This is a genomic window from Streptomyces sp. NPDC048002 (assembly GCF_040653275.1).
Taxonomy (GTDB): Bacteria; Actinomycetota; Actinomycetes; order Streptomycetales; family Streptomycetaceae; genus Streptomyces.
This window is the reverse complement of sequence record NZ_JBEZNL010000010.1, coordinates 1-26,387: the sequence shown is the minus strand read 5'-3', so window position 1 is coordinate 26,387 and position 26,387 is coordinate 1. Positions and strand designations below refer to the sequence as shown.

General features: G+C 72.7%; 15 protein-coding genes and 3 pseudogenes. 12 read left to right on the top strand and 6 right to left on the bottom strand.

From position 1 onward, the window contains the following. Complete coding sequence (locus AB0E07_RS15385) at nucleotides 1-3,042, bottom strand: glycoside hydrolase family 38 C-terminal domain-containing protein (protein ID WP_362250859.1); 3,042 nt, start codon at nucleotides 3,040-3,042, stop codon at nucleotides 1-3. A 44-nt stretch (nucleotides 3,043-3,086) separates the two neighbouring features. After that, nucleotides 3,087-4,427 (bottom strand): 6-phospho-beta-glucosidase, encoded by a 1,341-nt coding sequence (locus AB0E07_RS15380; protein ID WP_362250857.1) that lies wholly within the window; start codon nucleotides 4,425-4,427, stop codon nucleotides 3,087-3,089. Nucleotides 4,428-4,693: 266 nt separating this feature from the next. On the opposite strand from AB0E07_RS15380, the gene AB0E07_RS15375 reads away from it, so the two are divergent. Continuing rightward, nucleotides 4,694-5,542 carry a hypothetical protein gene (locus AB0E07_RS15375; RefSeq protein ID WP_362250854.1) on the top strand — a complete coding sequence of 283 codons (849 nt, stop codon included), beginning with the start codon at nucleotides 4,694-4,696 and terminating at the stop codon, nucleotides 5,540-5,542. A gap of 22 nt (nucleotides 5,543-5,564) precedes the next feature. Next, nucleotides 5,565-6,317 (top strand): IclR family transcriptional regulator, encoded by a 753-nt coding sequence (locus AB0E07_RS15370; RefSeq protein WP_362250852.1) that lies wholly within the window; start codon nucleotides 5,565-5,567, stop codon nucleotides 6,315-6,317. Nucleotides 6,318-6,487: 170 nt separating this feature from the next. On the opposite strand, the pseudogene AB0E07_RS15365 reads toward AB0E07_RS15370, so the two are convergent. Further along, a pseudogene (locus AB0E07_RS15365) lies at nucleotides 6,488-8,382 on the bottom strand (discoidin domain-containing protein). Nucleotides 8,383-8,744: 362 nt separating this feature from the next. Next, nucleotides 8,745-10,541 (bottom strand): sulfatase-like hydrolase/transferase, encoded by a 1,797-nt coding sequence (locus AB0E07_RS15360; protein WP_362250849.1) that lies wholly within the window; start codon nucleotides 10,539-10,541, stop codon nucleotides 8,745-8,747. A 257-nt stretch (nucleotides 10,542-10,798) separates the two neighbouring features. On the opposite strand from AB0E07_RS15360, the gene AB0E07_RS15355 reads away from it, so the two are divergent. Then, on the top strand, nucleotides 10,799-11,989 hold the full coding sequence (locus AB0E07_RS15355) for a sensor histidine kinase (protein WP_362250846.1): 1,191 nt from the start codon (nucleotides 10,799-10,801) through the stop codon (nucleotides 11,987-11,989). Continuing rightward, nucleotides 11,986-12,660, top strand: a complete 675-nt coding sequence (locus AB0E07_RS15350; RefSeq protein ID WP_362250843.1) for a response regulator transcription factor — start codon at nucleotides 11,986-11,988, stop codon at nucleotides 12,658-12,660. The genes AB0E07_RS15355 and AB0E07_RS15350 overlap by 4 nt, the downstream gene beginning before the upstream one ends. Here AB0E07_RS15350 and AB0E07_RS15345 read toward each other — a convergent pair. After that, nucleotides 12,651-13,124 (bottom strand): VOC family protein, encoded by a 474-nt coding sequence (locus AB0E07_RS15345; protein WP_362250840.1) that lies wholly within the window; start codon nucleotides 13,122-13,124, stop codon nucleotides 12,651-12,653. The two genes, AB0E07_RS15350 and AB0E07_RS15345, sit on opposite strands and share 10 nt — an antisense overlap. A gap of 210 nt (nucleotides 13,125-13,334) precedes the next feature. Between AB0E07_RS15345 and AB0E07_RS15340 the strand changes: the two genes are divergently transcribed. The 3 genes from AB0E07_RS15340 (at nucleotide 13,335) to AB0E07_RS15330 (ending at nucleotide 18,661) form a co-directional block, all read left to right on the top strand. After that, nucleotides 13,335-15,437 carry an MMPL family transporter gene (locus AB0E07_RS15340; protein WP_362250837.1) on the top strand — a complete coding sequence of 701 codons (2,103 nt, stop codon included), beginning with the start codon at nucleotides 13,335-13,337 and terminating at the stop codon, nucleotides 15,435-15,437. Nucleotides 15,438-15,821: 384 nt separating this feature from the next. After that, nucleotides 15,822-17,069, top strand: coding sequence for an Ig-like domain-containing protein (locus AB0E07_RS15335; RefSeq protein WP_362250833.1), 1,248 nt, complete (start codon nucleotides 15,822-15,824; stop codon nucleotides 17,067-17,069). Nucleotides 17,070-17,275: 206 nt separating this feature from the next. Next, a complete protein-coding gene (locus tag AB0E07_RS15330) occupies nucleotides 17,276-18,661 on the top strand; it encodes a glycoside hydrolase family 16 protein (protein WP_362250830.1) in 1,386 nt (461 codons plus the stop codon). 116 nt (nucleotides 18,662-18,777) lie between these two features. On the opposite strand, the pseudogene AB0E07_RS15325 reads toward AB0E07_RS15330, so the two are convergent. Further along, a pseudogene (locus AB0E07_RS15325) lies at nucleotides 18,778-19,648 on the bottom strand (AraC family transcriptional regulator). 146 nt (nucleotides 19,649-19,794) lie between these two features. On the opposite strand from AB0E07_RS15325, the gene tkt reads away from it, so the two are divergent. From tkt to AB0E07_RS15300, 5 genes and pseudogenes are all read left to right on the top strand, one after another. Next, nucleotides 19,795-21,870: a transketolase gene (gene tkt, locus AB0E07_RS15320; RefSeq protein WP_362250827.1), complete on the top strand. Its 2,076-nt coding sequence runs from the start codon at nucleotides 19,795-19,797 to the stop codon at nucleotides 21,868-21,870. Between the two features lie 19 nt (nucleotides 21,871-21,889). Further along, nucleotides 21,890-23,017 carry a transaldolase gene (tal, locus tag AB0E07_RS15315; RefSeq protein WP_362250824.1) on the top strand — a complete coding sequence of 376 codons (1,128 nt, stop codon included), beginning with the start codon at nucleotides 21,890-21,892 and terminating at the stop codon, nucleotides 23,015-23,017. After that, the gene (gene zwf, locus AB0E07_RS15310; protein WP_362250821.1) at nucleotides 23,014-24,543 is read left to right on the top strand and encodes a glucose-6-phosphate dehydrogenase; all 1,530 of its coding nucleotides are present in this window, start codon (nucleotides 23,014-23,016) and stop codon (nucleotides 24,541-24,543) included. Before tal ends, zwf begins: the two co-directional genes overlap by 4 nt. Continuing rightward, nucleotides 24,540-25,475, top strand: a complete 936-nt coding sequence (gene opcA / locus AB0E07_RS15305; RefSeq protein ID WP_362250818.1) for a glucose-6-phosphate dehydrogenase assembly protein OpcA — start codon at nucleotides 24,540-24,542, stop codon at nucleotides 25,473-25,475. Before zwf ends, opcA begins: the two co-directional genes overlap by 4 nt. After that, nucleotides 25,468-26,387, top strand: a pseudogene (locus AB0E07_RS15300) (glucose-6-phosphate isomerase); the annotation flags it as partial. The gene opcA and the pseudogene AB0E07_RS15300, both read left to right, overlap by 8 nt.

Genomic DNA, 26,387 nt, shown 5'->3' with positions numbered 1-26,387 from the left:
CTAGCTCCTCGCCAGGCGCAGGGTCAGGATCTGGAAGGGCCGCAGCTCGACCGGTACGGCGCCGTCGGTGGCCTCGGCCCGTTCCAGGGGGCGTTCGAGCAGGTCGGTGACGTGGGCGCCGGCCAGGGGGAAACCGGGGCGCAGCACGCCGCGGGCGCGGCCGCCGCGGGACTCGTAGAGCCGTACGACGACATCGCCGGAGCGGTCGTCGGCGAGCTTGACCGCTTCGACGGTCACGCCCTCCCCCTCCACCGAGACCACCGGTCGCGGGGCGCCCGCGGCGTCGGCGGTGCGCAGGGGCAGGTTGAGGGCGTAGCCCTCGGCGACGGCGTCCTCGACCCTCGCGCCGGGCAGCAGGGAGTACGTGAAGCGGTGGGTGCCCTGGTCGGCTCCGGGGTCGGGGACGCGTGGGGCGCGCAGCAGGCTGAGGCGGACCGTGGTGGTGGTGCCGCCGTCCTCGCGGACCGTGCGGGAGACGTCGTGGCCGTAGGTGGAGTCGTTGATGACGGCGACTCCGTAGCCGGGTTCGCCGAGGTGGACCCAGCGGTGGCCGGAGACCTCGAAACGGGCGGCTTCCCAGCTGGTGTTGGTGTGGGTGGGGCGCTGCACGTGCCCGAACTGGATCTCGGCCGAGGAGTGCGGGGCGCGGATGTCCACGGGGAAGCCGGCCTTGAGGAACTTCTCCGACTCGTGCCAGTCGACCTCGGTCTCGAAGTCGACGCGGGCGCTGTCGGCGCGCAGCCTGATGGTCTGGGTGATCCGGGAGCCCTTGCCGAAGGCGCGGGTGACCCGGATCGCGCCGGCCAGGACGTCCCGTTCGACGACCGCCACGGACTCGGTGTCCAGCAGGTCGGTGAAGCGGTTGCGGTAGTGCTGGTCGACGTCCCAGGCGTCCCAGCAGTTGGGCAGGTCGGTGTGGAGGCGGAGCAGGTTGCCGGGGCCGGCCAGGACCTCGCGGCGGGCGCGCCGGTCGTACACCGAGGAGAGGGTGCCGTCCTCGGCGAGTTCGACGCGGACGAGACCGTTGTCGAGGGCGCGCTCCTCCACGGTCACGAGGTCGTTCGGCGCCTCGTGGGAGAGGGGGGCGCTGCCCCCGCCGGGCACCCGCACGAGGGCGGTGGAGCCGTCGGCGCCGCGCACCACCTCGCGCCGCTCGAACGGGCCGGTGTTGAAGACCCGGGTCGCCCCCGTGCCGAGCGCGCCCACGGCCTCGGTGGTGATCTCCTCCAGCTCCCGGGCGACCCGGGCGTACTCGGCCTCCGCCTCCCGGTGCACCCAGGCGATCGAGGACCCCGGCAGGATGTCGTGGAACTGGTGCAGCAGCACCGTCTTCCACAGCCGGTCCAGCCGCTCGTACGGGTAGGAGTACCCCGGCGCGTGCAGGGCGGCCGTCGTCGCCCACAACTCGGCCTCGCGCAGCCGGTGTTCGCTGCGCCGGTTGCCCTGCTTGGTGCGGGCCTGGGTGGTGTAGGTGGCGCGGTGCAGCTCCAGGTACAGCTCGCCGACCCAGACGGGCGCGTCCGGGTACTCCTCGCGGGCCTTGGCGAAGAACGCGTCGGGGTGCTCCACGACGACCTTGGGCGAGCCCTCCAGGTCGGCCAGCCGGCGGGCCCGTTCCATGATCTCCCGGGTGGGTCCGCCCCCGCCGTCGCCCCAGCCGAAGGGGGCGAGCGAGCGGTTGGCGCGGCCCTTCTCGGCGTAGTTGCGCACCGCGCGGGACATTTCCTCGCCGCTGAAGCGGGCGTTGTAGGTGTCGATCGGCGGGAAGTGGGTGAAGATCCGGGTGCCGTCGATGCCCTCCCACCAGAAGGTGTGGTGGGGGAACCTGTTGGTCTGGTTCCAGGAGATCTTCTGGGTGAGGAACCACTCGTTCCCGGCGAGCTTGGCCAGTTGGGGGTAGGCGGCGTTGTAGCCGAAGGAGTCGGGCAGCCACACGCCCTTGGTCTCGACGCCGAAGTGCTCCATGAAGAACCGCTTGCCGTGCACGAACTGGCGGGCGACCGCCTCCCCGCCGGGCAGGTTGCCGTCGGCCTCCACCCACATGCCGCCGACGGGCACCCACTGGCCCTTCCTGACCGTCTCCTGGATGCGCGCCCACACCTGGGGGTGGTGGTCGCGCACCCACTCGTACTGCTGGGCCTGGGAGCAGGCGAAGACGAAGTCCTCGTACTCCTCGGCGAGCGCGGTGACGTTGGAGAAGGTGCGGGAGGTCTTGCGCCTGGTCTCGCGGACCGGCCAGAGCCAGGCGGAGTCGATGTGGGCGTGGCCGACGCCGGACAGGACGTGGGCGCCGGCGTGGGCGGGCCTGGCCAGCGCGGGCCGCAGTGCCGCGCGTACGGCCGCGGCGGACCCGGCGATGTCGTCCAGGTCGAGCAGGTCCATCGCCCGGTCCAGGGTGTGCGTGATCTCGTGGCGGCGCGGGTCGTGCTCGCCGAGTTCCCGCATCAGTTCGCGGAGTACCTGGACGTCCAGGTCGAGGTGGAAGACCTCCTCGTCGAGGACGGCGAGGTCGGCGCGCCGGAAGGTGTAGAGCGGCCGGTCGCCGGCGGTCAGGACGTCACCGAGGGGCGTCGGGGCGGCGAAGCCCCCGGCGAGGATGTCGGGGTTGGAGGCCGCCTCCACCAGGTAGTCGACCCGTTCGCCGCCGGTGGCCGGATTGGCCACGGGGACGTACTGGTTGAGCGGGTTGACCGCCTTGAGCGGGGTGCCGTCGGTCAGGTGGACCAGGGCCTCCGCCTGGTTGCCGGGCCAGTCCCCCGTGAACCCGAGGTCGACGACCGCCTCGACGCGCCGCCCGGCCCACTCGGCGGGCACCTGTCCGCGCATCCGGAACCAGGTGGTGCCCCAGGGCGGGCCCCACGGGGTGTCCATGGCGAACGGTTCGTAAGGGGCGGAGGCCGCCTCGTCGAAGGGCACCGGCTCCCCGGGGGCCTGCCAGGACGCCACGTCGAGCGGGGTGGTGGCGGCGTACAGGGCGGGCCTGATGCGCTGGTGGTGGAGGCGCTCGACACGCTCCTCGATCCGGCGGCGTTCGTCGTGCATGGAGGTCTCCCGAGGAAGGGCGAAAGCGCTTTCCGATCAGCCGGTCACCCAAGATACGCGAGCCCGGGATGGACCGCGGAGTAGCCCTCGACCAGCCTGCGGGCGACGGCCACCGAGTCGACCAGCGGGTGCAGCGCGAACGCCTTCACGGCCGTCGCGCGGGAGCCGGAGGCGGCGGCGGCGAGGACCTCGCGCTCGACGGCCTTGACCGAGCAGACCAGTCCGGTGGCGTGGCCCGGCAGCGGATCGACCGCGACCGGGTGCGCGCCGTTGGCGTCGACGAGACAGGGCACCTCGATGACGGCGTCCGCGTCCAGGGCGGAAAGGGTGCGCCGGTTGCGGACGTTGAGGATGAGGGTGGCGCGCTCGTCGCGCGCGATGGCCCGCATCAGCGCGAGGGCCACCTTCTCGTAGCCGCCGGAGAGGTCGTCCGCCTCGCGCTCCCCGGCGCCCGCGCTCTCCCGGTTCTCCGCCATGTACGTGGCCTCGCGCTCGGCGCGGGTGCGTTCCCAGGCGGCCAGCGCGGAGGCGTCCGGGTCGGTCGCCTCCGCGTAGAACCCGGCCTGCTGGTCGCGCAGGAAGGCGCCGCGGGTCAGCTCCGCCTCCCGGTAGGCCCGGACGGTCTCCCGGTTGAAGTAGTAGTAGTGCAGGTACTCGTTGGGGATCGCGCCGAGGGAGCGGAGCCAGTCGGCGCCGAAGAGCCGGCCCTCCTCGAAGGAGCCGAGCAGTCCGGGATCGGCGAGCAGGCGCGGGAGTTCGTCGCGTCCGGCGACCCGCAGCCCGCGCACCCAGCCGAGGTGGTTGAGGCCGACGTAGTCGATCCACGCCTCGGCCGGATCGTGGACGCCGAGGACGCGGGCGATACGGCGGCCGAGGCCCACCGGTGAGTCGCAGATGCCGATGACCCGGTCGCCGAGGTGGTGGGACATGGCCTCGGTGACCAGGCCGGCGGGGTTGGTGAAGTTGATGACCCAGGCGTCCGGCGCCAGCCGGGCCGCCCGCCGGGCGATGTCGACCGCCACCGGCACGGTCCGCAGCCCGTAGGCGATCCCGCCGGCGCCGACCGTCTCCTGGCCGAGGACGCCCTCGGCGAGCGCCACGCGTTCGTCGTCGGCGCGGCCCTGGAGACCGCCGACGCGGATCGCCGAGAAGACGAAGTCCGCGCCGCGCAGGGCCTCGTCGAGGTCGGTGGTGGTGGTGACCGCGGGCGCGTCGGGTACCGGCGCGGCCTGCTCGGCCAGCACCCGGGTCACCGCGCCGAGGCGGGCCGCGTCGAGGTCGTGCAGGACGACCTCGGTGACCCGGCCCTCGCCCCGGTCGCCGAGGAGTGCGCCGTACACCAGCGGCACGCGGAATCCGCCACCGCCCAGAATCGTCAGCCTCACGAACGTACCCTTCCAGCCGCGTGTGTTCCGGGGGCCGTGTCCGGTGGCCCTCACCAGGTCAAATCTACGCACGTGGGGGGCCGGGGGGTCGTAGGTCGCGCCCAGGGGGCCGGGGGTCCTGTCGGTGGGCGACCGCGGGGTCCGCTGCGGCCGGCCGCGCGGTTCCCCGCACCCCTGGGGGTGGGCTTCGCCCTCCCCGGTGACCTTCGTGGGGATCCGTGGTTCCATTCCAGGGCCACCCCCTCGACGTGAAGGATTCTTGTCTGATGAAGCGTCAACTTCTTTGTATGGCTGCCGTGTTCGCCGCCCTCACGCTGGGCGCGGGGACCGCGACGGCGGCCGGTGATCCGCGGTGGGAGGAGACCGGCACGGCGTACACCGACACGCTGGGCGGCGGGCAGGGGCTCGCCAGCCGCGCGGACGGTTCGCTGCTGTACCGGGGGCTGATGGACATCCCGCTCGCCCTGCGGATCAAGGGCTGGAACCACGTCGGCGACCCGGACATCGCCCAGGGGCACGTCTTCGACGCCTACCAGGGCCCGGACACGGCCGGCTCGAAGATGTTCGCGGTGACCACCCCCTCCGGGAAGCGCTACGAGTACGTGCACCCGCTCAACCCGGGCGAGAAGCTGAACAACTCCTTCGCGGCCGTCTCCCCGGACGGGCAGTGGCTGGTGGCGGGCGAGTGGGGCGACCAGAACCGTCTCCAGGTCTTCCCCGCCCCGCTGCTCAACCCCTCCACCCCGCCCACCGGCGGGGAACTCAAGGAGGTCTGGCAGATCACCCTGGACCGGCCCGTGCGCGACATCCAGGGCTGCGACTTCGTCACCGACACCCGCCTGGTGTGCGCCTCGAACGACGCCACCGGATCGCTGTTCCCGGAGATCCGCCCGCTGCTCCAGGTGGACCTGGAGCGGAAGCTGGACGGGCAGCCGGTCACCGGAGCCGTACGCGCCCTGTTCGCGCTGCCTCAGCGCAGCCTGTGCTCGGGCACCTTCGAGGCGGAGGGCGTGGACTACGACGCGCGCAGCGGCACCCTGCGCGCCCAGATGATCCAGCCCGGCGTCTGCGCGGTCTCGACGAGCGTGTACGCGTACCGCCCGGCCGCGGACTGACCGCCCGGCCCGCGCACCGCCGATGACGTCCCGTTCCGCGCCCGACCGGCTGCTGTCCGTGCTCGGCGCCTTCGACCACGAGCATTCGGCCCTGAGCCTGACGGAGATCGCCCGGCGGGCCGGGCTGAGCCTGACCACCGCACACCGGCTCGTGGGCGCCCTCACCGCGTGGGGCGCCCTGGAGCGGGACCGGTCCGGTGTCTACCAGGTGGGGCTGCGGCTGTGGGAGCTGGCCGCGCTCGCACCGCGCGGGCCGGCCCTGCGGCAGATCGCGCTGCCGTATCTGGAGGACCTGTACGAAGCGACCCACGAGAACGTGCAGTTGGCCGTGCGGGACGGTACGGAGGTCGTCTACATCGAATGGATCTCGGGCCGCTCGGCAGTGGGCGTCCACATCCGGATCGGTGCCCGCTGGCCCCTGCACGCGACGGGGGTGGGTCTCGCCCTGCTCGCCCACGACGACCCCGCTCGCCAGGAGGAGTACTGCGCGGGCCCGTTGGCGGCCTTCACCCCGTACACCCTCACCGACCCGGTCCGGCTGCGGCGGCAGCTGGCCGAGGTGCGGCGGACAGGTGTGGCGGTGAGCGACCGTCAGGTCACCGACGACGCGCTGTCGGTGGCCGCTCCGGTCCGGGGGGCCGGTGGCACGGTGGTCGCCGCCGTGTCGGTGGTGGTGCCCCGGTCGGAGGCCCAGGTGCCGGTGCTGGCGCCCGCGGTGCGGATCGCGGCGCGGGGCATATCGCGGGCGCTCGGCTGGCGGCCGGAGCGCGGCTGAGCGTCTCGCGCCGCCGCGGTCACCGGGCCCGGCGGGAGTCCCGCCGGGCCTGGTGGAGTTGCTGCCGGGTCCGGTGGGAGTGCCTGCCGGGCCCCGTAGGAGTGCCTGCCGGGTCCGGTGGGAGTGCCTGCCGGGCCCCGTAGGAGTGGGCCGGGCCCGGCAGGGGCGGGTCAGCCCTTCTGTTCGACCCTCACCCAGTCCACCTCCGCCCGCACTCCCCCGGCGGCGATCCGGTCCACGCTCGACTGAGGAAGCCCCCAGTACGGGGTGGTGACCTTGTTCCAGCCGGCCGGATAGGCGCCGCCCAGCGCCAGGTTGAGGATCACGTACTGGTCGCGGTCGAAGACCCACTGGCCGCGCGTCGACTCCAGCTTGTTGCGGGTGGCCTCCTGGACCAGGGCGTCGTCCACGAAGAAGCGCATACCGGTCGGGGTCCACTCCACCGCGTAGGTGTGCCACTGGTCGGCTCGGCCGCCGTTCGGATAGACCTGGCGGGCGCCGATGTTGCCGTCCGTGGAGTAGCCGGGGCCGTGCAGGGCGGTGCTGGTCCAGTCGCCGTACCCGATGTTCTCCATGATGTCGGTCTCGCCGGAGGCCGCCAGGACACCGACGGGTCGTCGACGTTGCTGCCCAGCAGCCAGAACGCGGGCCAGAAGCCGTCGCCGACCGGGAGCTTCATCCGGGCGCTGACCCGGCCGTAGGTGAAGTCGAACCTGGTGTTGGTGTCGATGCGGCCCGAGGTGAAGTCGTAGGTGCCGCCGCCCGCCGTGGTGCAGCCCTTGCAGTGCCGGGCGGCGAGGATCAGACTGCCGTTCTCCTGGCGGATGGTGTCGGTGGAGTCGACGTACGCCTGGGACTCCCCGTTGACCGGGCCCATCTCGGTGCCGGTGCGCACCACCCGCCACTTGGCGCGGTCCAGGGCCGCGGTGGTGAAGTCGTCGAAGAAGGTGGTGCGGTAGGTCCCCGGCTGCTCCGCGGGGAGCGCCGGGTAGGCGGCCGTCTCGCTGCCTCCGGTGCCCCAGACCTGGAACTCATAGAGCGAGTAGCCGAACTGGGCCGTCGCGGGGGCGGGGTTGTGGAAGGAGCGGCGTTCCTTGCCGAGCATCCGGACGTAGCGGCCGGTGGCCGGCTGGGCCAGGCGGACGGAGTCGTGCCGGCCCACCGCCTCGGCGGGGGACCGCACGTCCGCGCGGCGGGCCGCCACCTCCGCCGCCGAGGGGCGGTGCACCGTGCGCCAGGTGCGGTTGTCGTCGGAGACCTGGAGTTCGTAGTCGACGGCGTAGGCGGCCTCCCAGTACAGGTCGACGGTGTCGATGGTCGCGCGGGCGCCGAGGTCCACGGAGACCCAGCGGTCCGCGTTCCAGTCGCTGGACCAGCGGCTCTGATCCGCCTTGAGGTCGGCCGGCCAGCCCCCGTCGGTGACGAAGGCGGGTGAATTGCCCGCGTGCTGGTAGTAGTTGGTGAAGGCCGGGTGGTTCAGGGCGAGATTGGCGCGGGTGGTGGAGGCGGGGGCGGGCTCGCCGCCGTACACCTTGAACGAGTACAGCGAGTAGCCCCACGGGGTGGCGCGTTCCACGCCGCGCATCCGCACGTAGCGGCCGGTGGCCTCCTGCGGGTAGGTGTGGGCCGTGACGGTGCCTCCGGTGCCGGCGGTCTCGGTGTAGAACGGGGTCCAGTCGGTGCCGTTCTTCGAGACCTCCAGGACGTAGCGCCTGCCGTGGGCGGCTTCCCAGTCGAGGACGACGCGGTCGATCCGGAGGGTGGCACCGAGGTCGAGGCGGATCCACGCGGTGTCGGCGAAGTCGCTGGACCAGCGGGTCGCTCCGTCGCCGTCGAAGGCGAGCCCGGGGGCGAGGTCAGCGTTCTCACTGCCGGAGGCGGTCACCGCGGCCGGGTTCAGGGCGTACGCGGCGGCCGCGCGGTCGGTGTCCCAGGCGGCCGCGGCCGCGCTCGCCCCGGGGGCGGGAGCGGGGGCGGGGGCGGGGGCGGCGACGGCCGGGCCCGCCGTCAGGGCGACCGCCGCGCCGAGCGCGGTCAGCAGGATCCGGGGGGTACGGGTGGACATGCGGCTCTCCTTGGGGAGGGAGGGTGGGGCGCCGGTTCCCCGTAAAGTCTCACTACTTAATTTAGGTTGTGATTTAAAACTCATGGGAAGCGGTCGTCAAGGTGTTGCGCAGGAGGAAGCGGCGGCCCGACGCTACGGAGGGACGCGGCACCGTCGGATCAACTGCCCTTGGACCTCCGCTCGTCGAGGCCTGATGGGCGGGAACCTCCTGATCCCGGCGCCGGAGTCACGCCTCGGTCCGACGCCGGCGGCCGGGCGTGGCTCCTACGGCGGCGGTGGCGGCCCCTCCCGGCCTTTGAGGCGTGGGAGGGGCTGCTGCGCCTCGCCGTGGCGTCAAGTACGCGGCTCAGTAAGTACGCGGCTCAGTCGAGCGTCGTCCGTGCCAGGTAGGTCACTTCCGCTCCCGCGTGCCACGCCGTGGCGCGGCAGGCGAGGGCGGTGTCGGCGGTGACGCGGGCCGGGGTGACCCGCCAGCGGACCGTCAGTTCACCGCCCGGCCGGAGCCGGGGAGCGGCCACCGGGTCCAGGGCGCGCAGGTCCCAGCCGCCGGGGGCGCCGAGGGTGAGCCGGGGGGCCGCCCAGGGGCGGGCGGATCCGTTGGCGAGGGTGGCGGTCACGGTGAAGTCCGGTGACACGCCCGAGACTTGCAGGGTCAGGCCGAAGGGCCGGCGCGGGTAGGACGGCGCCCAGGACCGTCGCATCCGCCGCACCAGGGCGTCCGCGAGGGCGGGCCGCGCGGCTGCCAGGTCGTGCTCCTCGCCCGGGTCGCGGGCCAGGTCGTACAGCTCCACGTCCCAGGTCTCGTCGGGGGCGTCCCGGTCCTGGCCGGGGGCGAAGCGCACTGCCTTCAGGTCGCCGCGGCGCAGGGCCTCGGCGGTCCGCCCGCCCCGGCCGCGGTCCTCGGCGTCGGAGCGCGGGGTGACTCCGCTGTGGTTGCGGTAGAAGTACAGGTCGTCGTGGCGGGCGGCGGGGCCGGAGCCGCGCAGCAGCGGGGCGAGGGAGAGACCGTCGAGGTCCGTGGGGGCGGGGGCGCCCGCGAGGTCGGCGAGGGTGGGCAGCAGATCGGTGAGCGGGGTCGGGCGGTCGGTGGTGCCGGGCCGGACCCGCCCCGGGGACCAGGCGAGGAGCGGGACCCGGATGCCGCCCTCGTACAGGTTCCGCTTGTAGCCGCGCAACGGGCCTGCCGCGTCGAAGAGTTCGGGGTCGGTACCGCCCTCCTCGTGGGGCCCGTTGTCGCTGGTGACCAGGACCAGGGTGCGGTCCGCGACACCGAGCCCGGCAAGCCGGTCGACGACCTCGCCGACGAGGCTGTCCAGCAGGCCGACCTGGGCCGCGTGTCGGCGGTCGGGGCCGGGCCAGGGGCGGTCGGCGTACGCGCCCTCGTCGGGGACCTGGCTGGGGGCGTGCGGCAGGTTCGGGGTGAGGCAGAGCAGGAACGGCTCGGCCCGGTGTGTGTCCAGGAAGGCCAGCGCGCGTTCCCTGAGCAGGTCGGGCGCGTAACTCCCGCGGGCCTCACCCCGGTTCTCGGGGATGTCCTCGCGGGTGCCGTCGCGCCACAGGTGGTCGGGGTAGTAGTCGTGGGCGTGCCGGTGCCCGATGTAGCCGTAGAACTCCTCGAAACCTCGGGAGTTGGGGTGGCTCGGCTGGTCGGGCCGTTCGGGTCCGAAACCCCATTTGCCGAAGATCCCGGTGCGGTAGCCGAGCGACCTGAGCGCCTCGGCGAAGGTGAAGTCCCGTTCGGTGAGGGCTTCTTGGCCGCCCGACCCCCAGGGGTTCTCCCGCACGGTGGCGTGGCCGCTGTGCAGTCCGGTCAGCACCGAGCAGCGGGAGGGCGCGCAGACGGGGGCGGTGGCGTAGGCGTCGGTGAAGCGCAGCCCTTCGGCGGCCAGGGCGTCCAGGCGGGGGGTGCGGATGAGTTTCTGCCCGTAGGAGCCGAGTTCGCCGTGGCCGAGGTCGTCGGCGAGGACCACCACGAAGTTGAGCCGGTCCGGGCCGGAGCGCCCCGCCGGCACGGCGGCGGCGGGCTTGCCGTCGGACGGGGGCAGCGACCGCTCGTCGGACGGGGGCAGCGCCGCCGCGTCGGCCTCGCAGCCGGTGCCCGCGGTGGCCGCGGCGGGCACGGCGGCGGCCGCGGTGAGGAATCGGCGGCGGCTCGGCATACGGGTCTCCCGGGAGGCGGCGGGCGGCGGGGCAGCGGGTCCGCAGACGATGGTGATCCCAGCCGTCGGTCCAGGACCATGCATACGCTGTGAACGCTCTGTTGCGACTGTTGAGAGGTGCGGTGCGGACATCCGGTTCCTTCTCCGCGGCGTGCGGAGTGTCACCGGGCGGGCCGCGATATCCCTCTCACCGGTGAGGACCGCGGCGCATCCGGCCTCCGATACTGGAGGGGCCTCTTGCCCCCGAGGAGCCGCCCATGCCCCCGCCCCCCTGGCTCGCCCCGGCCGTCACCCGGCTGCGCACGGCGAACCCGTACGTCGTCGACGCCGCTCTCGCCGCCCTGGTGCTGTTCGCCGCCTCCCTTCAGTGGCTCTTCCCGGACGAGGGGGACGACCGGCTGACCTGGCAGGGCTGGCTGCTGGCCGCGGCGACGGCGCTGCCGCTGGTGTGGCGGCGCCGGGCGCCCTTCGTCACGGCCTGCGCGGTCTCCGTGGCGACCCCCGCGATGGCCTGGTACCACGCGCCCCCGCCGGACGTGGTGTACGCCGGTCTGGTGGTGCTCTACACGGTCGCCGCGGACCGGAGGGTCTGGCAGCGCCGGGCCATGCTCACGGGCTGGATCCTCGGTGTGGTGCTGACCATGCACCACAAGGAGGAGCCGCTGCCCTTCGAGTACGCCTTCCACCTGCTCAGCGTGGTGGGGGCGTACGGCGTGGGCATGCTGGCCCGGGTCCAGCGCGCCTACACCGCCGCCCTGGTGGACCGGGCCCGGCGCCTGGAGCGGGAACGGGCCGCCGACACGGCGCGGGCGACGGCCCAGGAGCGCGCCCGGATCGCGCGCGACATGCACGACATCCTGGCCCACGCGGTGAGTCTGATGGTGGTGCAGGCCGAGGCCGGGCCGGTCGTGGTGCGCAGTGATCCGGCGCGCGCCGAGGCCGCGTTCGACGCCATCGCCGGTACCGGCCGGGACGCCATGGCGCAGTTGCGGCGGATCCTCGGCGTGCTGAAGGAGGAGCCGGGCGACGGCGAGGCGCGGCGGCTGCCGCAGCCCGGGGTGGCGGCGCTGCCGGGCCTGGTCCGGCAGGTCACCGACTCCACCGGACTCCGGGTCGAACTGCGCGCCGACGGCGAGCCCCGCCCGCTGTCCCCGGACACCGAGGTGGCCGCGTACCGGATCGTCCAGGAGGCGCTCACCAACACCGTCAAGCACGCCTACGCCTCCTCCGCGACGGTCACGCTCGACTGGGCGGAGGACGAACTGACCCTGTCGGTGACGGACGACGGACGCGGCCCCTCCGGCCCGGACGGCGGGCACGGGCTCATCGGCATCCGGGAGCGGGCCTCCGCGTGCGGGGGCAGCGCCCGCGCCGGGCGCGGTCCCGAGGGCGGTTTCCGCGTCCTGGTACGGCTTCCGGCGGACGACCGGCAGGCGGCGCGGGGATGAGCATCCGGGTGGTCGTCGCCGACGACCAGGAACTGGTCCGCAGCGGCTTCAGCATGATTCTGGAGGCGCAGCCGGACATCGAGGTCGTGGCGGAGGCGGGCGACGGCGCGCAGGCGGTGGAAGCCGTGCGGCTGCACGCCCCGGACGTACTGCTGCTGGACATCCGGATGCCCGTCATGGACGGTCTTGAGGCGGCCCGGCAGGTGTGCGGGCAGTCCGCCTGCAAGGTGGTCATGCTGACCACGTTCGACCTGGACGAGTACGTCTACGACGCGCTGTGCGCGGGGGCGAGCGGCTTCCTGCTGAAGGATGTCCGCCGCGACGACCTGGTGCACGCGGTCCGGGTGGTCGCCGCGGGCGACTCCCTGCTCGCGCCGACGGTCACCCGGCGCCTGGTCGCGGACCTGGTGCGGCGCCGCAGGCAGGAGGCCGCGGCGGAGGTCACCCCGCGGCGGCTGGAGGTGCTCACGGCCCGTGAGACGGAGACCCTGCGGATGCTGGCCAGGGGCCTGACCAACGCGGAGATCGCCTCGTCGCTGTTCGTCAGCGAGCACACCGTGAAGACCCATGTCAGCAATGTGCTGAGCAAGCTGGGGCTGAGGGACCGGGTGCAGGCGGTGATCTGCGCCTACGAGACGGGCCTGGTCACGCCCGGGGAGGCTCAGTCCTGATCCTGGCCTCCCCGGTCCTCGGTGTCTTGTTTGCCGGCTCCGTGGCCCTCACCTCCGTGGTCCTCGCCCAGCTCGGTGAAGAGGGTGAGCTGGAGTGCGGCGGGTGCCTGGAGCCGGGCGTTCAGTGAGTTCCAGGGGGTTCGGGTCGGCTCGGCGATCACCTCCGCGCCGGCGTCCGCCAGCCGCCGGGTCGTCGCCGCCGAGTCGGCCACCTCGAAGGCCACCCGGACGTGTCCCGCGACCCGTCGGCCGACCTCGACCTCGTCGATGAACTCCGCGTGGTGCGGATCGGTCAGTTCCAGGGTGGCCCGGCCCGCCTCCAGGATGCTCACCCGCCCGTCCGGCGAGGAGAACGCGGCCCGCTCGGGCAGGCCGAGCACATCGCGGTAGAAGTGCAACGCGGCGTCGTAGTCCTCCGCGGTGACCACCAGGCGCAGTTCGCGGACGGCGGGCTCCTCGGCCATGGGCACTCCCTCGTGATCGGCGGCTCCTGACCGGTCAACTCCCGGGCGGTCCGCGATGATTCCCGGTCCCGCATCCCCCGTACGAGTGAGGCGGCCCGGCTCCTCCCCCGTACGGCCGAGGCCCGCAAACCGCTCGCTCCGGCGATCCGGCGGACCCCGGTCCGGAGCGAGCCTGGGAGCGAAGTCAACCGTCCATCACCGGGAGGGGCCGTGCTCGCCACGCTCGCCCGGGCGGCCACGCGCCGCCCGCTCACCGTCATCCTGCTCTGGCTGCTCTTCCTGCTGCTCGGCTTCGGGCTCGGCACGGGGGTGTTCGCACGCCTCTCCGACGACGTACCGGACGTGCCCGGCACCGAGTCGGAGCTGGCGGAGGAGTACCTCGCCCGCGCGGACCCGGCCGGCGAGTCCGTCACCGCCGTGGTCGCCGGCGGGGCGGTCTCCGACACGGCCCTGCGCGCCCAGGTGGAACGGGCCGTCGCCGAGGTCCGTGAGATCGCCGGGGTCGCCGCCGTACCCGACCCGTACCGCACGCCCGGCCTCACCGCCCGGGACGGACAGGCCCTGATCATCCCGGTCACCTTCGAGGGCGGCCTCGACGAGGACGCCGAGGAACGGGCGACGGACGCGGCGGCCGAACGCATCCGGCGGATCGAGGCGCCCGAGGTGCATGTCAGCGGCGGCGAACTGCTCGGCCGGCAGCTGGGGGAACGCGCTCAGGAGGACGTGAAGAACGCCGAGTTGATCTCCCTTCCGGTCGTACTCGCGCTGCTGCTGGTGATTTTCGGCGGACTGCGGGCCGCCGCGCTGCCGTTGGTGATCGCCGTGAGCGGAGTGGCCGGCGCGTTCCTCGCCCTGTTCGCCTTCAGCGAGGTCACCGACATCTCGGTCTACGCGATCCAGGTCACCACCATGCTGGGCCTCGGACTCGCCGTGGACTACGCCCTGTTGCTGCTGGTCCGCTTCCGTGAGGAGCGGCGGCACACCGACGACGTCGAGGTCGCCGTGCACCGTACGGTCGCCGCGGCCGGGCGGACCGTGCTGTTCTCCGGGGTGACGGTGGCGGTGAGCCTGACCGGGCTGCTCGTCTTCCCCAGCGTGTTCCTGCGCAGCATGGGCCTGGCGGTGGCCGCCGTGGTCGTCGTCGACATGCTGGCCGCGCTCACCCTGCTGCCCGCGCTGCTCATGAGGTTCGGCGGCCGGATCCCGCCCGCCAAGGTCCGCCCGGACCGCGAGGAGGGCCGTCTCTTCGCCCGGCTGGCCCGCTTCGCCACCCGTCGCCGAATCGCCGTGGTCGCCACCGTCGTACCCGCCCTGCTGGTGCTGGCCCTGCCCGTGGCCGGGCTGACGATCAGCGTGGGCGACGCCAAGCAGCTGCCCGCGAGCACCGAGGCCCGGCAGCTGTACGACACCGTCGACGGGCACTTCCCGCCCGGTACCGGGGTCTCGCCGATCACCGTGGTGGCCCGGCCCGGCGCCGATCCGGCGACCGTGGAGCGGATCGGCGGGCTGCCCGGCGCGGAGTCCCGGTCGCTGCCCGGCGGCGCCACGGTGGTGGAGATCCAGCCGGCCGGCGGCGTCGACGACAGGGCCGCCACGGACCTGGTGGAGCGGATCAGGGACCTGCGCGGCGGCGAGCCGGTGGAGGTGACCGGGACCGCCGCCCGGCTGGTGGACTTCCGGGAGATGCTCGCCGAACGGGCGCCCTGGGCGGCTGTTACGGTCCTCGCCGGCATCTTCGCGCTGCTGTTCGCGTTCACCGGGTCGGTGCTGATCCCGCTGCGCACCATCGCGACCACGCTGCTCAGCCTCGGCGCGGCGCTCGGGGTGGTGGTGTGGGTGTTCCAGGACGGCCATCTCGCGGGGCTGCTCGGCGCGGAGGGGCTGGGCGCGCTGAGTCTGACCGCGCCGCCGCTGATCGTGGCCATCGCCTTCGGGCTGGCCATGGACTACGAGCTGTTCATCCTGGCCCGGATCCGCGAGGCGCGGCAGCACGGGGAGGACGACCGGGCGGCCGTGGTGACCGGGCTGCGCCGCTCCGGCCGGGTGGTCACGTGTGCGGCGCTGCTGCTCGCGGTGGTGTTCGGGGCGTTCATGACGGGCGGGTTCTCGCCGATCCTCCAGATCGGACTCGGGCTCACCCTCGCGGTGCTGATCGACGCCACGGTGGTGCGGATGCTGCTGGTTCCGGCGACGATGGCGCTGCTCGGTCGGCGGGCCTGGTGGGCGCCGCGGGCCCTGCGCCGGGTGCACGACCGGTTCGGGCTGACGGAGGCGGCGTCGGTCCCGGAGCGGCCGGTACCGACCAAGGTCTGAGGCCGGCGCTCGACGCCCAGCCGTCCGAGGCCCCTCCCCGAGCCCACCGGGGTGGGGGTCCCGGGGGCGTCGGCGGCTGCGGGGCGTCCGGGGCCGGTCGCGCAGTTCCCCGCGCCCCCAGGCAGGACGGGCAGCGCGCCGGCCTGACACGCACCGCCGGAACAGCCAGGGCCCGGGAGCGTCGGCGGCCGCGGGCCGTCGTGGGCCGGTCGCGCAGTTCCCCGCGCCCCCAGGCAGGACGGGCAGCGCGCCGGCCTGACACGCACCGCCGGGGGCGTCGGGTCTCACCGGAATCTCAGGGTGGGGACGTTCGATTCAAAGGTTCGTCCAAGGAACGAGACGCACGATGCACGGGCAAACGTGGATGGATCAGGAAGGCCTGCCGTGGGCGTCTCGCACATATCGAACCGGTCCCAGCCCCCGTCGCGGGGGTGGTCGCGGCGCGGGATCCTCGCCGTGCTCGGCGGGGTCCCCGTCGCCGTGCTGACCGGCTGCGGAGGCTCCGCGGACGCCTCGGAGGGCGGCGCCACCCGGGCCGCCACGAAGACCGCGTCCACCGCCTCCACCCCGACGCCCGTGATCTCGGTGAGCCCGGCGGACGGCGCCAAGAAGGCCGCGTTCACCCGGCCCGTGGAGGTCACCGTCACCGACGGCACCCTCGCGTCGGTCACCGTCACCGACGCCGACGGGACCGCGCTGGCCGGGTCCTACGACGACGCGCGGACGACCTGGACGTCGACGGGGAACCCGGTCTCGGGCACGACGTACACCGTCACCGCCGAGGCCGCGGGCGGCGGAGCGACGAAGACCGCGAGCTTCACGACCGCGGCGCCCGGCGCGACCTTCACCGGCTACTTCACGCCCGAGTCGGGTTCCACCTCCGGCGTGGGCATGCCGGTGTCGATCAACTTCACGCACGCCGTGACGGACCGCGCGGCCGTGGAGAAGGCCATCACCGTCACCGCGGAACCGGCCGTCGAGGTCGTCGGGCACTGGTTCAGCGACACCCGGCTCGACTTCCGCCCCGAGTCGTACTGGGCGGCCGGCACCACGGTGACGCTCGGCCTGCGGCTGCGCGACGTGGAGGGCGCGGACGGTGTCTACGGCGTCCAGTCCAAGGACGTCACCTTCCACATCGGCCGTGAGCAGATCAGCACCGTCGACCTCGCGACGCGCAGGATGACGGTCGTGCGGGACGGGCAGACGGTCGCCACCTACCCGGTGACCGGAGGCGACGCCGAACACACCACCTGGTCCGGGATCATGGTGATCAGCGAGCGGTTGAAGGAGACCCGGATGGAGTCCTCCACGGTCGGCCTCGGCGACGAGTACGACATCGCCGACGTCCCGCACGCCCAGCGGCTGACCACGTCCGGAACCTTCATCCACGGCAACTACTGGGCGGCCTCCTCGGTGTTCGGCGGCGCCAACACCACCCACGGCTGCATCGGCCTCCAGGACGCCAAGGGCGCGGCCGACAAGTCCGTGGCCGGATACCGCTTCTACGACAGTTCGATGCTCGGTGACGTTGTGGTGGTGACCAACTCCGACGAGGAGACGGTCGATCCGGCCAACGGGCTCAACGGCTGGAACCTCTCCTGGGAGCAGTGGCGGGCGGGCAGCGCCCTGTAGCGAGGGTCACCGGGTGAAGCTTTAGCGCATTTACGCAGTGAACTCCCGTGCCGTGCATAGGTTTTCTCTGCTTCACCTCTTGACGACCGGAGCGTCGGGGAGCACATTGGCGGCACTTTGAGAGCGCTCTCAGCACTACGTGGGTCATGGGCGCTTTCGAGTGCGTCCCCGCACCCCCGCACCCGTACCCGAGAGGCAGTAGGCCCATGAGCGAAACCTCCGGCACTCCCCGCAGACGACGGCGCCCGCTGCGGCGCGCCCTGATCGCGACCCTCGCCTCCCTGGGGCTCGCAACGGCCGCCGTCGCCTCCGCCGACGCCGCCGCCCCACCGCCCCCCACGGGCTGGACGCAGGTGTTCGTGGACGACTTCAACGGCGCCGCCGGCAGCGGCGTCAACGCCGCCAACTGGCAGTACGCGACCGGCCACGGCTACCCCGGCGGACCCGCGAACTGGGGCACCGGCGAGATCGAGAACATGACGTCCAGCACCAACAACGTGGCCCTGGACGGCAGCGGCAACCTGCGCATCACCCCGCGCCGCGACGCCTCCGGCAACTGGACCTCCGGCCGCATCGAGACCAACCGCGGCGACTTCCAGCCCCCGGCCGGCGGCAAACTGCGGGTGGAGTCCCGTATCCAGATGCCCAACGTCACCGGAGCGGCCGCGCGCGGCTACTGGCCGGCGTTCTGGATGCTCGGCACGCCGTACCGCGGCAACTACTGGAACTGGCCGGGCGTGGGCGAGCTGGACATCATGGAGAACGTCCAGGGTCTGAACACCGTCTGGTCGACGATGCACTGCGGCACCAGTCCCGGCGGCCCCTGCAACGAGACCACGGGCATCGGCGGTTCGCGCGCCTGTCCCGGCGCCACCTGCCAGGCCGGCTTCCACACCTACGCGCTGGAGTGGGACCGCTCGACCAGCCCCGAGCAGATCCGCTTCTACGTCGACGGGATCAACTACCACACCGTGCGGGCCGATCAGGTGGACGCGGCCACCTGGAACAACGCCACCAACCACGGCTACTTCATCATCCTGAACGTGGCCATGGGCGGCGGCTTCGTCGACGCGTTCGGCGGCGGCCCGGACGCCGCGACCGTGCCCGGGTACTCGATGGTCGTGGACTACGTCCAGGTGCTGACCAGTGGGAGCGGTACCACGCCCCCGCCGACCGGCAACCGGGACGCCTACAGCGCGATCCAGGCGGAGTCCCACGACAGCCAGTCCGGCACGATGACCGAGGCGACCTCCGACGCGGGCGGCGGCCAGAACATCGGCGCCCTGGCCAACGGCGACTGGGCGCTGTACCGGGGCGTCAACTTCGGCTCCTCGGCGGCCACCCAGTTCGTCGGACGGGTGGCGAGCGGCGCCGGGGCCGGAGTGAGCGGGCTGGTCGAGGTCCGGCTGGACAGCCGGAGCAACGCGCCGGTCGGGAGCTTCGCGGTGGGCAACACCGGCGGCTGGCAGAGCTGGCGCACGGTCCCGGCCAACATCGGCGCGGTGACGGGCACGCACGATGTCTACCTCACCTTCACCAGCGGCCAGCCGGCCGACTTCGTGAACGTGAACTGGTTCAACTTCGGCCGCTGACGGCGGTCGTACACCGCCGGCGGTCGGCTTCCCCGGAAGCCGACCGCCGGCGCGCGCCGCGGGGCCGGGTCCCCGCACGCGGGCTCCGAGGGCTCCCAGGACGCCGCACGGCGTGCTCAGCGCATCTCCGTGCGGAAGGCCGCCGGGGTCTGCTCCGTGTGCTGGTGGAAGAACTTGGAGAAGTTGGCCGCGTCGGGGAAGCCGACGGCGGCGCCCACCCGGCCGACCGGCAGGTCCGTGTGGGCGAGCAGCCGCTTCGCCTCCAGGATCACCCGCTTGTCGATGAAGCTCTTGGGCGTCTCGCCGGTCGCGGCGCGCACGGCCCGTACGAGGGTGCGGCGGGAGCAGCCGAGCTGGTCGGCGTAGGCGCTGACGCTGTGGTTGGTGGCGAAGCCGCGTTCCACCGCGTCCCGGAAGAGGGTGAAGGCGGACCCCGCCTCCCGGTGGGCGGTGTCGTGGGAGCTGGCGGCGAGGTGCGCGAGGCGCAGCAGGAACGCGGAGAGGGAGTGACGCAGGACCGCGGTGTGCAGGCTCAGGGGGAGCGTGGTGGTGTCCTCGTACTCGCGGCGGAGCTGGTCGAGTCCCGCGCGCAGGGCGGCGAGCTGCGGCTCGTCGGGGTGGAGCAGGGGCGGCAGGTCGTAGCGGTACAGGCCGGCCGCCTCGACCGTCGCCCGCGGCAGGAAACCGGGCTGCATGGTGAGCACGGTTCCGCGGTACTCACCCGTCGATGCGAAGCGATGGCTCTGTCCGGGCCGGACCCACGTACTCGGCGAAGTCGATCATGTGGCGGACCGGGCCGTCCTCGAAGAGCATCACGACATGGAAGTCGATGCGGTGCATCCGCTCCAGGGGCACCTCGGCGTGCCAGGTGCGGTCGTCGCCCATCGGGCCCACCTGCATACCGACGCCGCGAACGCTCAGGTCGACCGGGAAGGGGAAGGTTCTGATCCCGTCCTCGCCATCACCTTGCACCGTTCTGTCCGCCATGTCCTTCTCGTACCGCCTCGGCCGCGCTCCCGCTGTCCCACTTTCACCACAGGCTGACACACGGCGACCTTCCCTTGAAAAAGTCAGACTTTTACTTTTGAACACGTCAACCGACACACCCCGCTCTTATCGAGGACTTCTTGAAGATGAGCACGCAGACACCGGACCGCTTCGAATGGACCGAACTCGACCGGCGTGCCGTCGACACCGCGCGCCTGCTGGCGGCGGATGCCGTGCAGAAGGTCGGCAACGGCCACCCCGGCACCGCGATGAGCCTCGCGCCCGCCGCGTACACGATCTTTCAGAAGGTGATGAGGCATGACCCCGCGGATCCCGAATGGACCGGCCGTGACCGTTTCGTCCTCTCCCCCGGTCACACCTCGCTGACGCTGTACACCCAGCTCTTCCTGGCCGGCTACGAGGTCGGGCTCGACGACCTCAAGGCGTTCCGGACCCAGGGGTCGAGGACGCCCGGCCACCCCGAGTACGGCCACACCGCCGGTGTGGAGACCACCACCGGACCCCTCGGCCAGGGCGCCGCCAACGCCGTGGGCATGGCGATGGCCGCCCGCTACGAGCGCGGCCTGTTCGACCCCGCGGCCCCCGAGGGCGAGTCCCCGTTCGACCACACGATCTGGGCGATCGTCTCCGACGGCGACCTGGAGGAGGGCGTCTCCGCCGAGGCCTCCTCGCTGGCCGGCCACCAGAGGCTGGGCAACCTGGTCTTCCTCTACGACGACAACCACATCTCCATCGAGGGCGACACCGCGACCGCGTTCTCCGAGGACGTGCTCGGCCGCTACGCGGCGTACGGCTGGCACACCCAGCGCGTGGCGCCCACCGAGGACGGCGACGTCGACGTCCACGCCCTGTACACGGCGCTGGAGGCGGCCCGCGCCGAGACCGGGCGGCCCTCCATCATCGCGCTGCGCACGGTCATCGCCTGGCCCGCGCCGAACGCCCGGAACACCGAGGCCTCGCACGGCTCCGCGCTCGGCGAGGACGAGATCGCCGCCACCAAGCGGCTGCTCGGCTTCGACCCCGCACGCACCTTCGAGGTCGCCGACGAGGTCCTCGCGCACAGCCGCCGGGCCCTGGACCGCGGCGCCGAGGCGCACGCCGCCTGGGACAAGCGCATCGCCGAGTGGCGCGCCGCCGAACCGGAGCGGGCCCGGCTCTTCGACCGCGTGGTCGCGGGCCGGCTCCCCGAGGGCTGGGAGTCCGCGCTCCCGGTCTTCGAGCCCGGCACCTCGGTCGCCACCCGGGCCGCCTCCGGCAAGGTGCTCCAGGCGCTCGGCCCGGTCCTGCCCGAGCTGTGGGGCGGCTCGGCCGACCTGGCCGGCTCCAACAACACCACCATCGACGCGGGCAGTTCCTTCCTCCCCGGGGGCAACCCGCTGCCGGAGGCCGACCCCTACGGACGCACCGTCCACTTCGGCATCCGCGAGTTCTCCATGGCCGCGGAGATGAACGGGATCGCCCTGCACGGCAACACCCGGATCTACGGCGGCACCTTCCTGGTGTTCTCCGACTACATGCGCAACGCCGTCCGGATGTCCGCGCTGATGCAGCTGCCCGTCACCTACGTGTGGACGCACGACTCCATCGGTCTCGGCGAGGACGGGCCCACCCACCAGCCGGTGGAACACCTCGCCTCGCTGCGCGCCATCCCCGGCCTGAACGTCGTCCGGCCCGCCGACGCCAACGAGACGGCCGTCGTGTGGGCCGAGATCCTGCGCCGGCACACCACCGACCCGGCCCCGCACGGTCTGGCGCTGACCCGCCAGGGCGTGCCCGTGTACGAGCGCGACGAGGACGCCGCGAAGGGCGGTTACGTCCTGCGCGAGTCCTCCACCCCGACGCCCGAGGTCGTCCTCGTCGCCACCGGCTCCGAGGTGCAGCTCGCCGTCGCCGCGCGGGAGCTGCTGGAGGCCGAGGGGACCGGCACCCGGGTGGTGTCGATGCCGTCCGTGGAGTGGTTCGAGCAGCAGCCGCGCGAGTACCGCGACCGTGTCGTTCCGCCGTCCGTGCGAGCGCGTGTCGCGGTCGAGGCCGGGATCGGTCTGACGTGGTACCGGTTCGTGGGTGACGCAGGACGCATCGTCTCCCTCGAACACTTCGGCGCCTCCGCCGCCGCCCCGACCCTGTTCGCCGAGTACGGCTTCACCGCCGAGCACGTCGCCACCGCCGCCCGGGAATCCCTGGCCGCGGCGCGTGGCTGATCCGACCGCCAGAAAGAAGATGATCGAAGTGACCGAAGTACTCCGGCGCCTCTCCGACGAGGGCGTCTCCATCTGGCTGGACGACCTGTCCCGTAAGCGGATCGCCTCCGGCAACCTCGCCGAACTCGTCGCCACCAGGCACGTGGTGGGGGTGACCACCAACCCGTCGATCTTCCAGGCCGCCATCGGCTCCGGCGAGGGGTACGAGGAGCAGCTCGCCGACCTCGCGGTGCGGGGCGTCACGGTCGACGAGGCCGTCCGGATGATGACCACCGCCGACGTCCGCGCCGCCGCCGACATCCTGCGGCCCGTGTACGACGCGACCGGGGGCCGGGACGGCCGGGTCTCCATCGAGGTCGACCCGCGCCTCGCCCACGACACGGCCGCCACCGTCGCCGAGGCCCGGCAGCTGGCCTGGCTGGTCGACCGCCCCAACGTCATGATCAAGATCCCGGCGACCAAGGCGGGCCTGCCCGCGATCACCGCGGTCCTCGCCGAGGGCATCAGCGTCAACGTCACGCTGATCTTCTCCCTGGAGCGCTACCGCGAGGTCATGGACGCCTACCTGCTGGGCCTGGAGCGGGCCGCCGAACGCGGCCTGGACCTGTCCCTCATCCACTCCGTGGCCTCCTTCTTCGTCTCCCGGGTGGACGCCGACATCGACAAGCGGCTGACCGCGCTCGGCACCGAGGAGGCGCTCGCGCTCAAGGGCCGCGCCGCCCTCGCCAACGCCCGCCTCGCCTACCAGGCGTACGAGGAGGTCTTCGCCTCCGACCGCTGGCTGAAGCAGGCCGCCGTCGGCGCCCACCGGCAGCGCCCGCTGTGGGCCTCGACCGGCGTGAAGGACCCGGCCTACAAGGACACCCTCTACGTCGACGAGCTGGTCGCGCCCGGCACCGTCAACACCATGCCGGAGGGCACCCTCGACGCCACCGCCGACCACGGCGTGATCACCGGGGACACCGTCACCGGCGGCTACCCGCGGGCCCGTGCCGACCTGGCCGCCGTCGAGCGCCTCGGCATCTCCTACGACGAGGTCGTCACCCGGCTGGAGGACGAGGGCGTCGCCAAGTTCGAGGCCGCCTGGCAGGAACTGCTGGACGCGGTCGCCACGTCGCTGGCCGGCAAGGGAGTGGGCGGGGAATGACCACCGAGTGGACCAACCCGTTGCGGGACGTCCGCGACCGGCGGCTCCCGAGGATCGCGGGCCCTTCCGGACTCGTCATCTTCGGCGTCACCGGCGACCTGTCCCGCAAGAAGCTGATGCCGGCCGTCTACGACCTGGCCAACCGCGGTCTGCTGCCGCCGGGCTTCTCCCTCGTCGGGTTCGCCCGCCGGGACTGGGAGGACCAGGACTTCGCGCAGGTCGTGCACGACGCCGTCCGCGAGCACTCCCGCACCCCGTTCCGCGAGGAGGTCTGGCAACAGCTCGCCGAGGGCATGCGGTTCATCCCGGGCGACTTCGACGACGACACGGCGTTCAAGCAACTGCGCTCCGCGGTCGACGAGTTGGACAACTCCCGGGGTACCAGCGGCAACTACGCCTTCTACCTCTCCGTACCGCCGAAGTTCTTCCCCAAGGTCGTCCAGCAGCTGAAGAAGCACGGCCTCGCCGACGCCCCCGAGGGCTCCTGGCGGCGGGCGGTCATCGAGAAGCCCTTCGGCCACGACCTGGGCAGCGCGCGTGAGCTGAACGCCATCGTGCACGACGTGTTCGACCCGGAGCAGGTCTTCCGGATCGACCACTACCTGGGCAAGGAGACCGTCCAGAACATCCTGGCGCTGCGCTTCGCCAACCAGATGTTCGAGCCGATCTGGAACCGGTCGTACGTCGACCACATCCAGATCACGATGGCCGAGGACATCGGCATCGGCGGCCGGGCCGGCTACTACGACGGCATCGGTTCGGCGCGCGACGTCATCCAGAACCACCTGCTCCAGCTGATGGCGCTCACCGCGATGGAGGAGCCGGCCGCCTTCGACGCGGGCGCGCTGCTGACGGAGAAACTGAAGGTCCTCAAGTCCGTGAAGCTCCCGCAGGACCTGGGCCGGCACACCGTGCGCGGGCAGTACGCGGGCGGCTGGCAGGGCGGCGAGAAGGTGCGCGGCTACCTCCAGGAGGACGGCATCGACCCGGGGTCGACGACCGACACCTACGCCGCGATCAAGCTGGAGGTCGACAACCGCCGCTGGGCCGGGGTCCCGTTCTACCTGCGCACCGGCAAGCGGCTGGGCCGCCGGGTCACCGAGATCGCGGTCGTGTTCCAGCAGGCGCCGCACTCCCCCTTCGACCACACCGCCACGGAGGAGCTGGGCAAGAACGCGATCGTGATCCGCGTCCAGCCCGACGAGGGCGTCACCGTCCGCTTCGGCTCCAAGGTGCCCGGCACCTCGATGGAGATCCGGGACGTCACGATGGACTTCGCCTACGGCGAGTCGTTCACGGAGTCCAGCCCGGAGGCGTACGAGCGTCTCATCCTGGATGTCCTGCTCGGCGACGCCAATCTGTTCCCCCGTCACCAGGAAGTGGAAGAGTCCTGGAAGATCCTCGACCCCATCGAGGAGTACTGGGCGCGGCACGGCAGGCCGGCGCAGTACGCCTCGGGCAGCTGGGGACCCGGGGAAGCCGACGAGATGCTCGCACGAGACGGACGGAGCTGGCGCAGGCCATGAAGATCGACCTGACCGACACCACGGCAAGCAAGATCAACAAGGCGCTCGTGCGGGGGCGCCGGGCCATCGGCACCCCCGCCGTGGGCATGGTCCTGACGATGGTGATCGTCACGGACGAGGAGAACGCCTACGACGCGATCAAGGCGTCCGAGGAGGCGTCGCACGAACACCCCTCACGGACGCTGGTCGTCATCAAGCGGCACGCCCGCACCCCGCGCGACCGCACCGCCTCCCGGCTGGACGCCGAGGTACGGGTGGGCGCCGACGCGGGCACCGGCGAGACGGTGATCCTGCGGACCTACGGCGAGGTCTCCGACCACGCCGACTCCGTGGTGCTGCCGCTGCTGCTGCCGGACGCCCCGGTGGTCGTGTGGTGGCCGGTGGACGCCCCCGAGATCCCCGCCAAGGACCCGCTGGGCGCGCTCGCCCAGCGCCGCATCACCGACATGTACGCCGTGGAGCGCCCGCTCCAGGCGCTGGAGGCCCGTGCGCGTGCCTACGCGCCGGGCGACACCGACCTCGCCTGGACCCGGCTCACGCCGTGGCGCTCGATGCTGGCCGCGGCCCTGGACCAGGCCCGGGTGGAGATCACCTCGGCGGCCGTGGAGAGCGAGGCGGAGAACCCGAGCGCCGAACTGCTGGCCCGCTGGCTGGAGGCGCGCCTCGGGGTGAAGGCCGAGCGGATCGTCACCGCGGGTCCGGTGGTCACGGCCGTCCGGCTGGGCACCGCGAACGGTGAGATCGTCATCGACCGTCCCGAGGGCCCGCTGGCCACGCTGTCCCTGCCGGACCAGCCCTCGCGCACCCTCGCGCTGAAGGTCCGCAGCACCTCCGAACTCATCGCCGAGGAGCTCAGGCGCCTCGACGCCGACGAGATGTACGCCATCGCCCTGCGGGGCGAGGCCGCCAAGGAGACGCCCTCTCATGTCTGACTACCCCCGGCTCACCCGGCGGCCCGAGTGGACCGCCCTGGAGGACCACCGCGCCGCCCGGCAGACGCATCTGCGTGACCTGTTCGCCGACGACCCCGGGCGCGCCGAGCGGTACGTGATGCGCGTCGGTGATCTGCGCATCGACTACTCCAAGCACCTCGTCACCGACGAGACCCTGGCACTGCTCCAGGAACTGGCCGTCGCCACCGATGTGTTCGGGCTGCGGGACGCGATGTTCCGGGGTGAGCGGATCAACCTCACCGAGGACCGGGCGGTGCTGCACACCGCGCTGCGTGCCCCGCGCGGGGCGGTCGTGGAGGTCGACGGGGAGAACGCCGTTCCCGGGGTGCACGCGGTCCTGGACCGGATGGGAGCCTTCGCCGACCGGGTCCGCTCGGGCGAGTGGACCGGCCACACCGGGCGGCGGATCCGCACGGTCGTCAACATCGGCATCGGCGGCTCGGACCTCGGTCCGGCCATGGCCTACGAGGTGCTGCGGCCGTTCACCGACCGGGAGCTGACGGTCCGTTTCGTCTCCAACGTCGACGGCGCCGACCTGCACGAGGCCGTCCGGGACCTCGACCCGGCGGAGACCCTCTTCATCGTCGCGTCGAAGACCTTCACCACGATCGAGACGATCACCAACGCCACCTCAGCCCGTTCCTGGCTGCTGGCCGGGCTCGGCGGCGAGGAGAAGGCCGTCGCCAAGCACTTCGTCGCCCTGTCGACGAACGCGGAGAAGGTGACCGGCTTCGGTATCGACCCGGACAACATGTTCGAGTTCTGGGACTGGGTCGGCGGCCGCTACTCCTTCGACTCCGCGATCGGCCTCTCGCTGATGATCGCGATCGGCCCGGACCGGTTCCGGGAACTCCTCGACGGTTTCCACCTCGTCGACGAGCACTTCCGCAC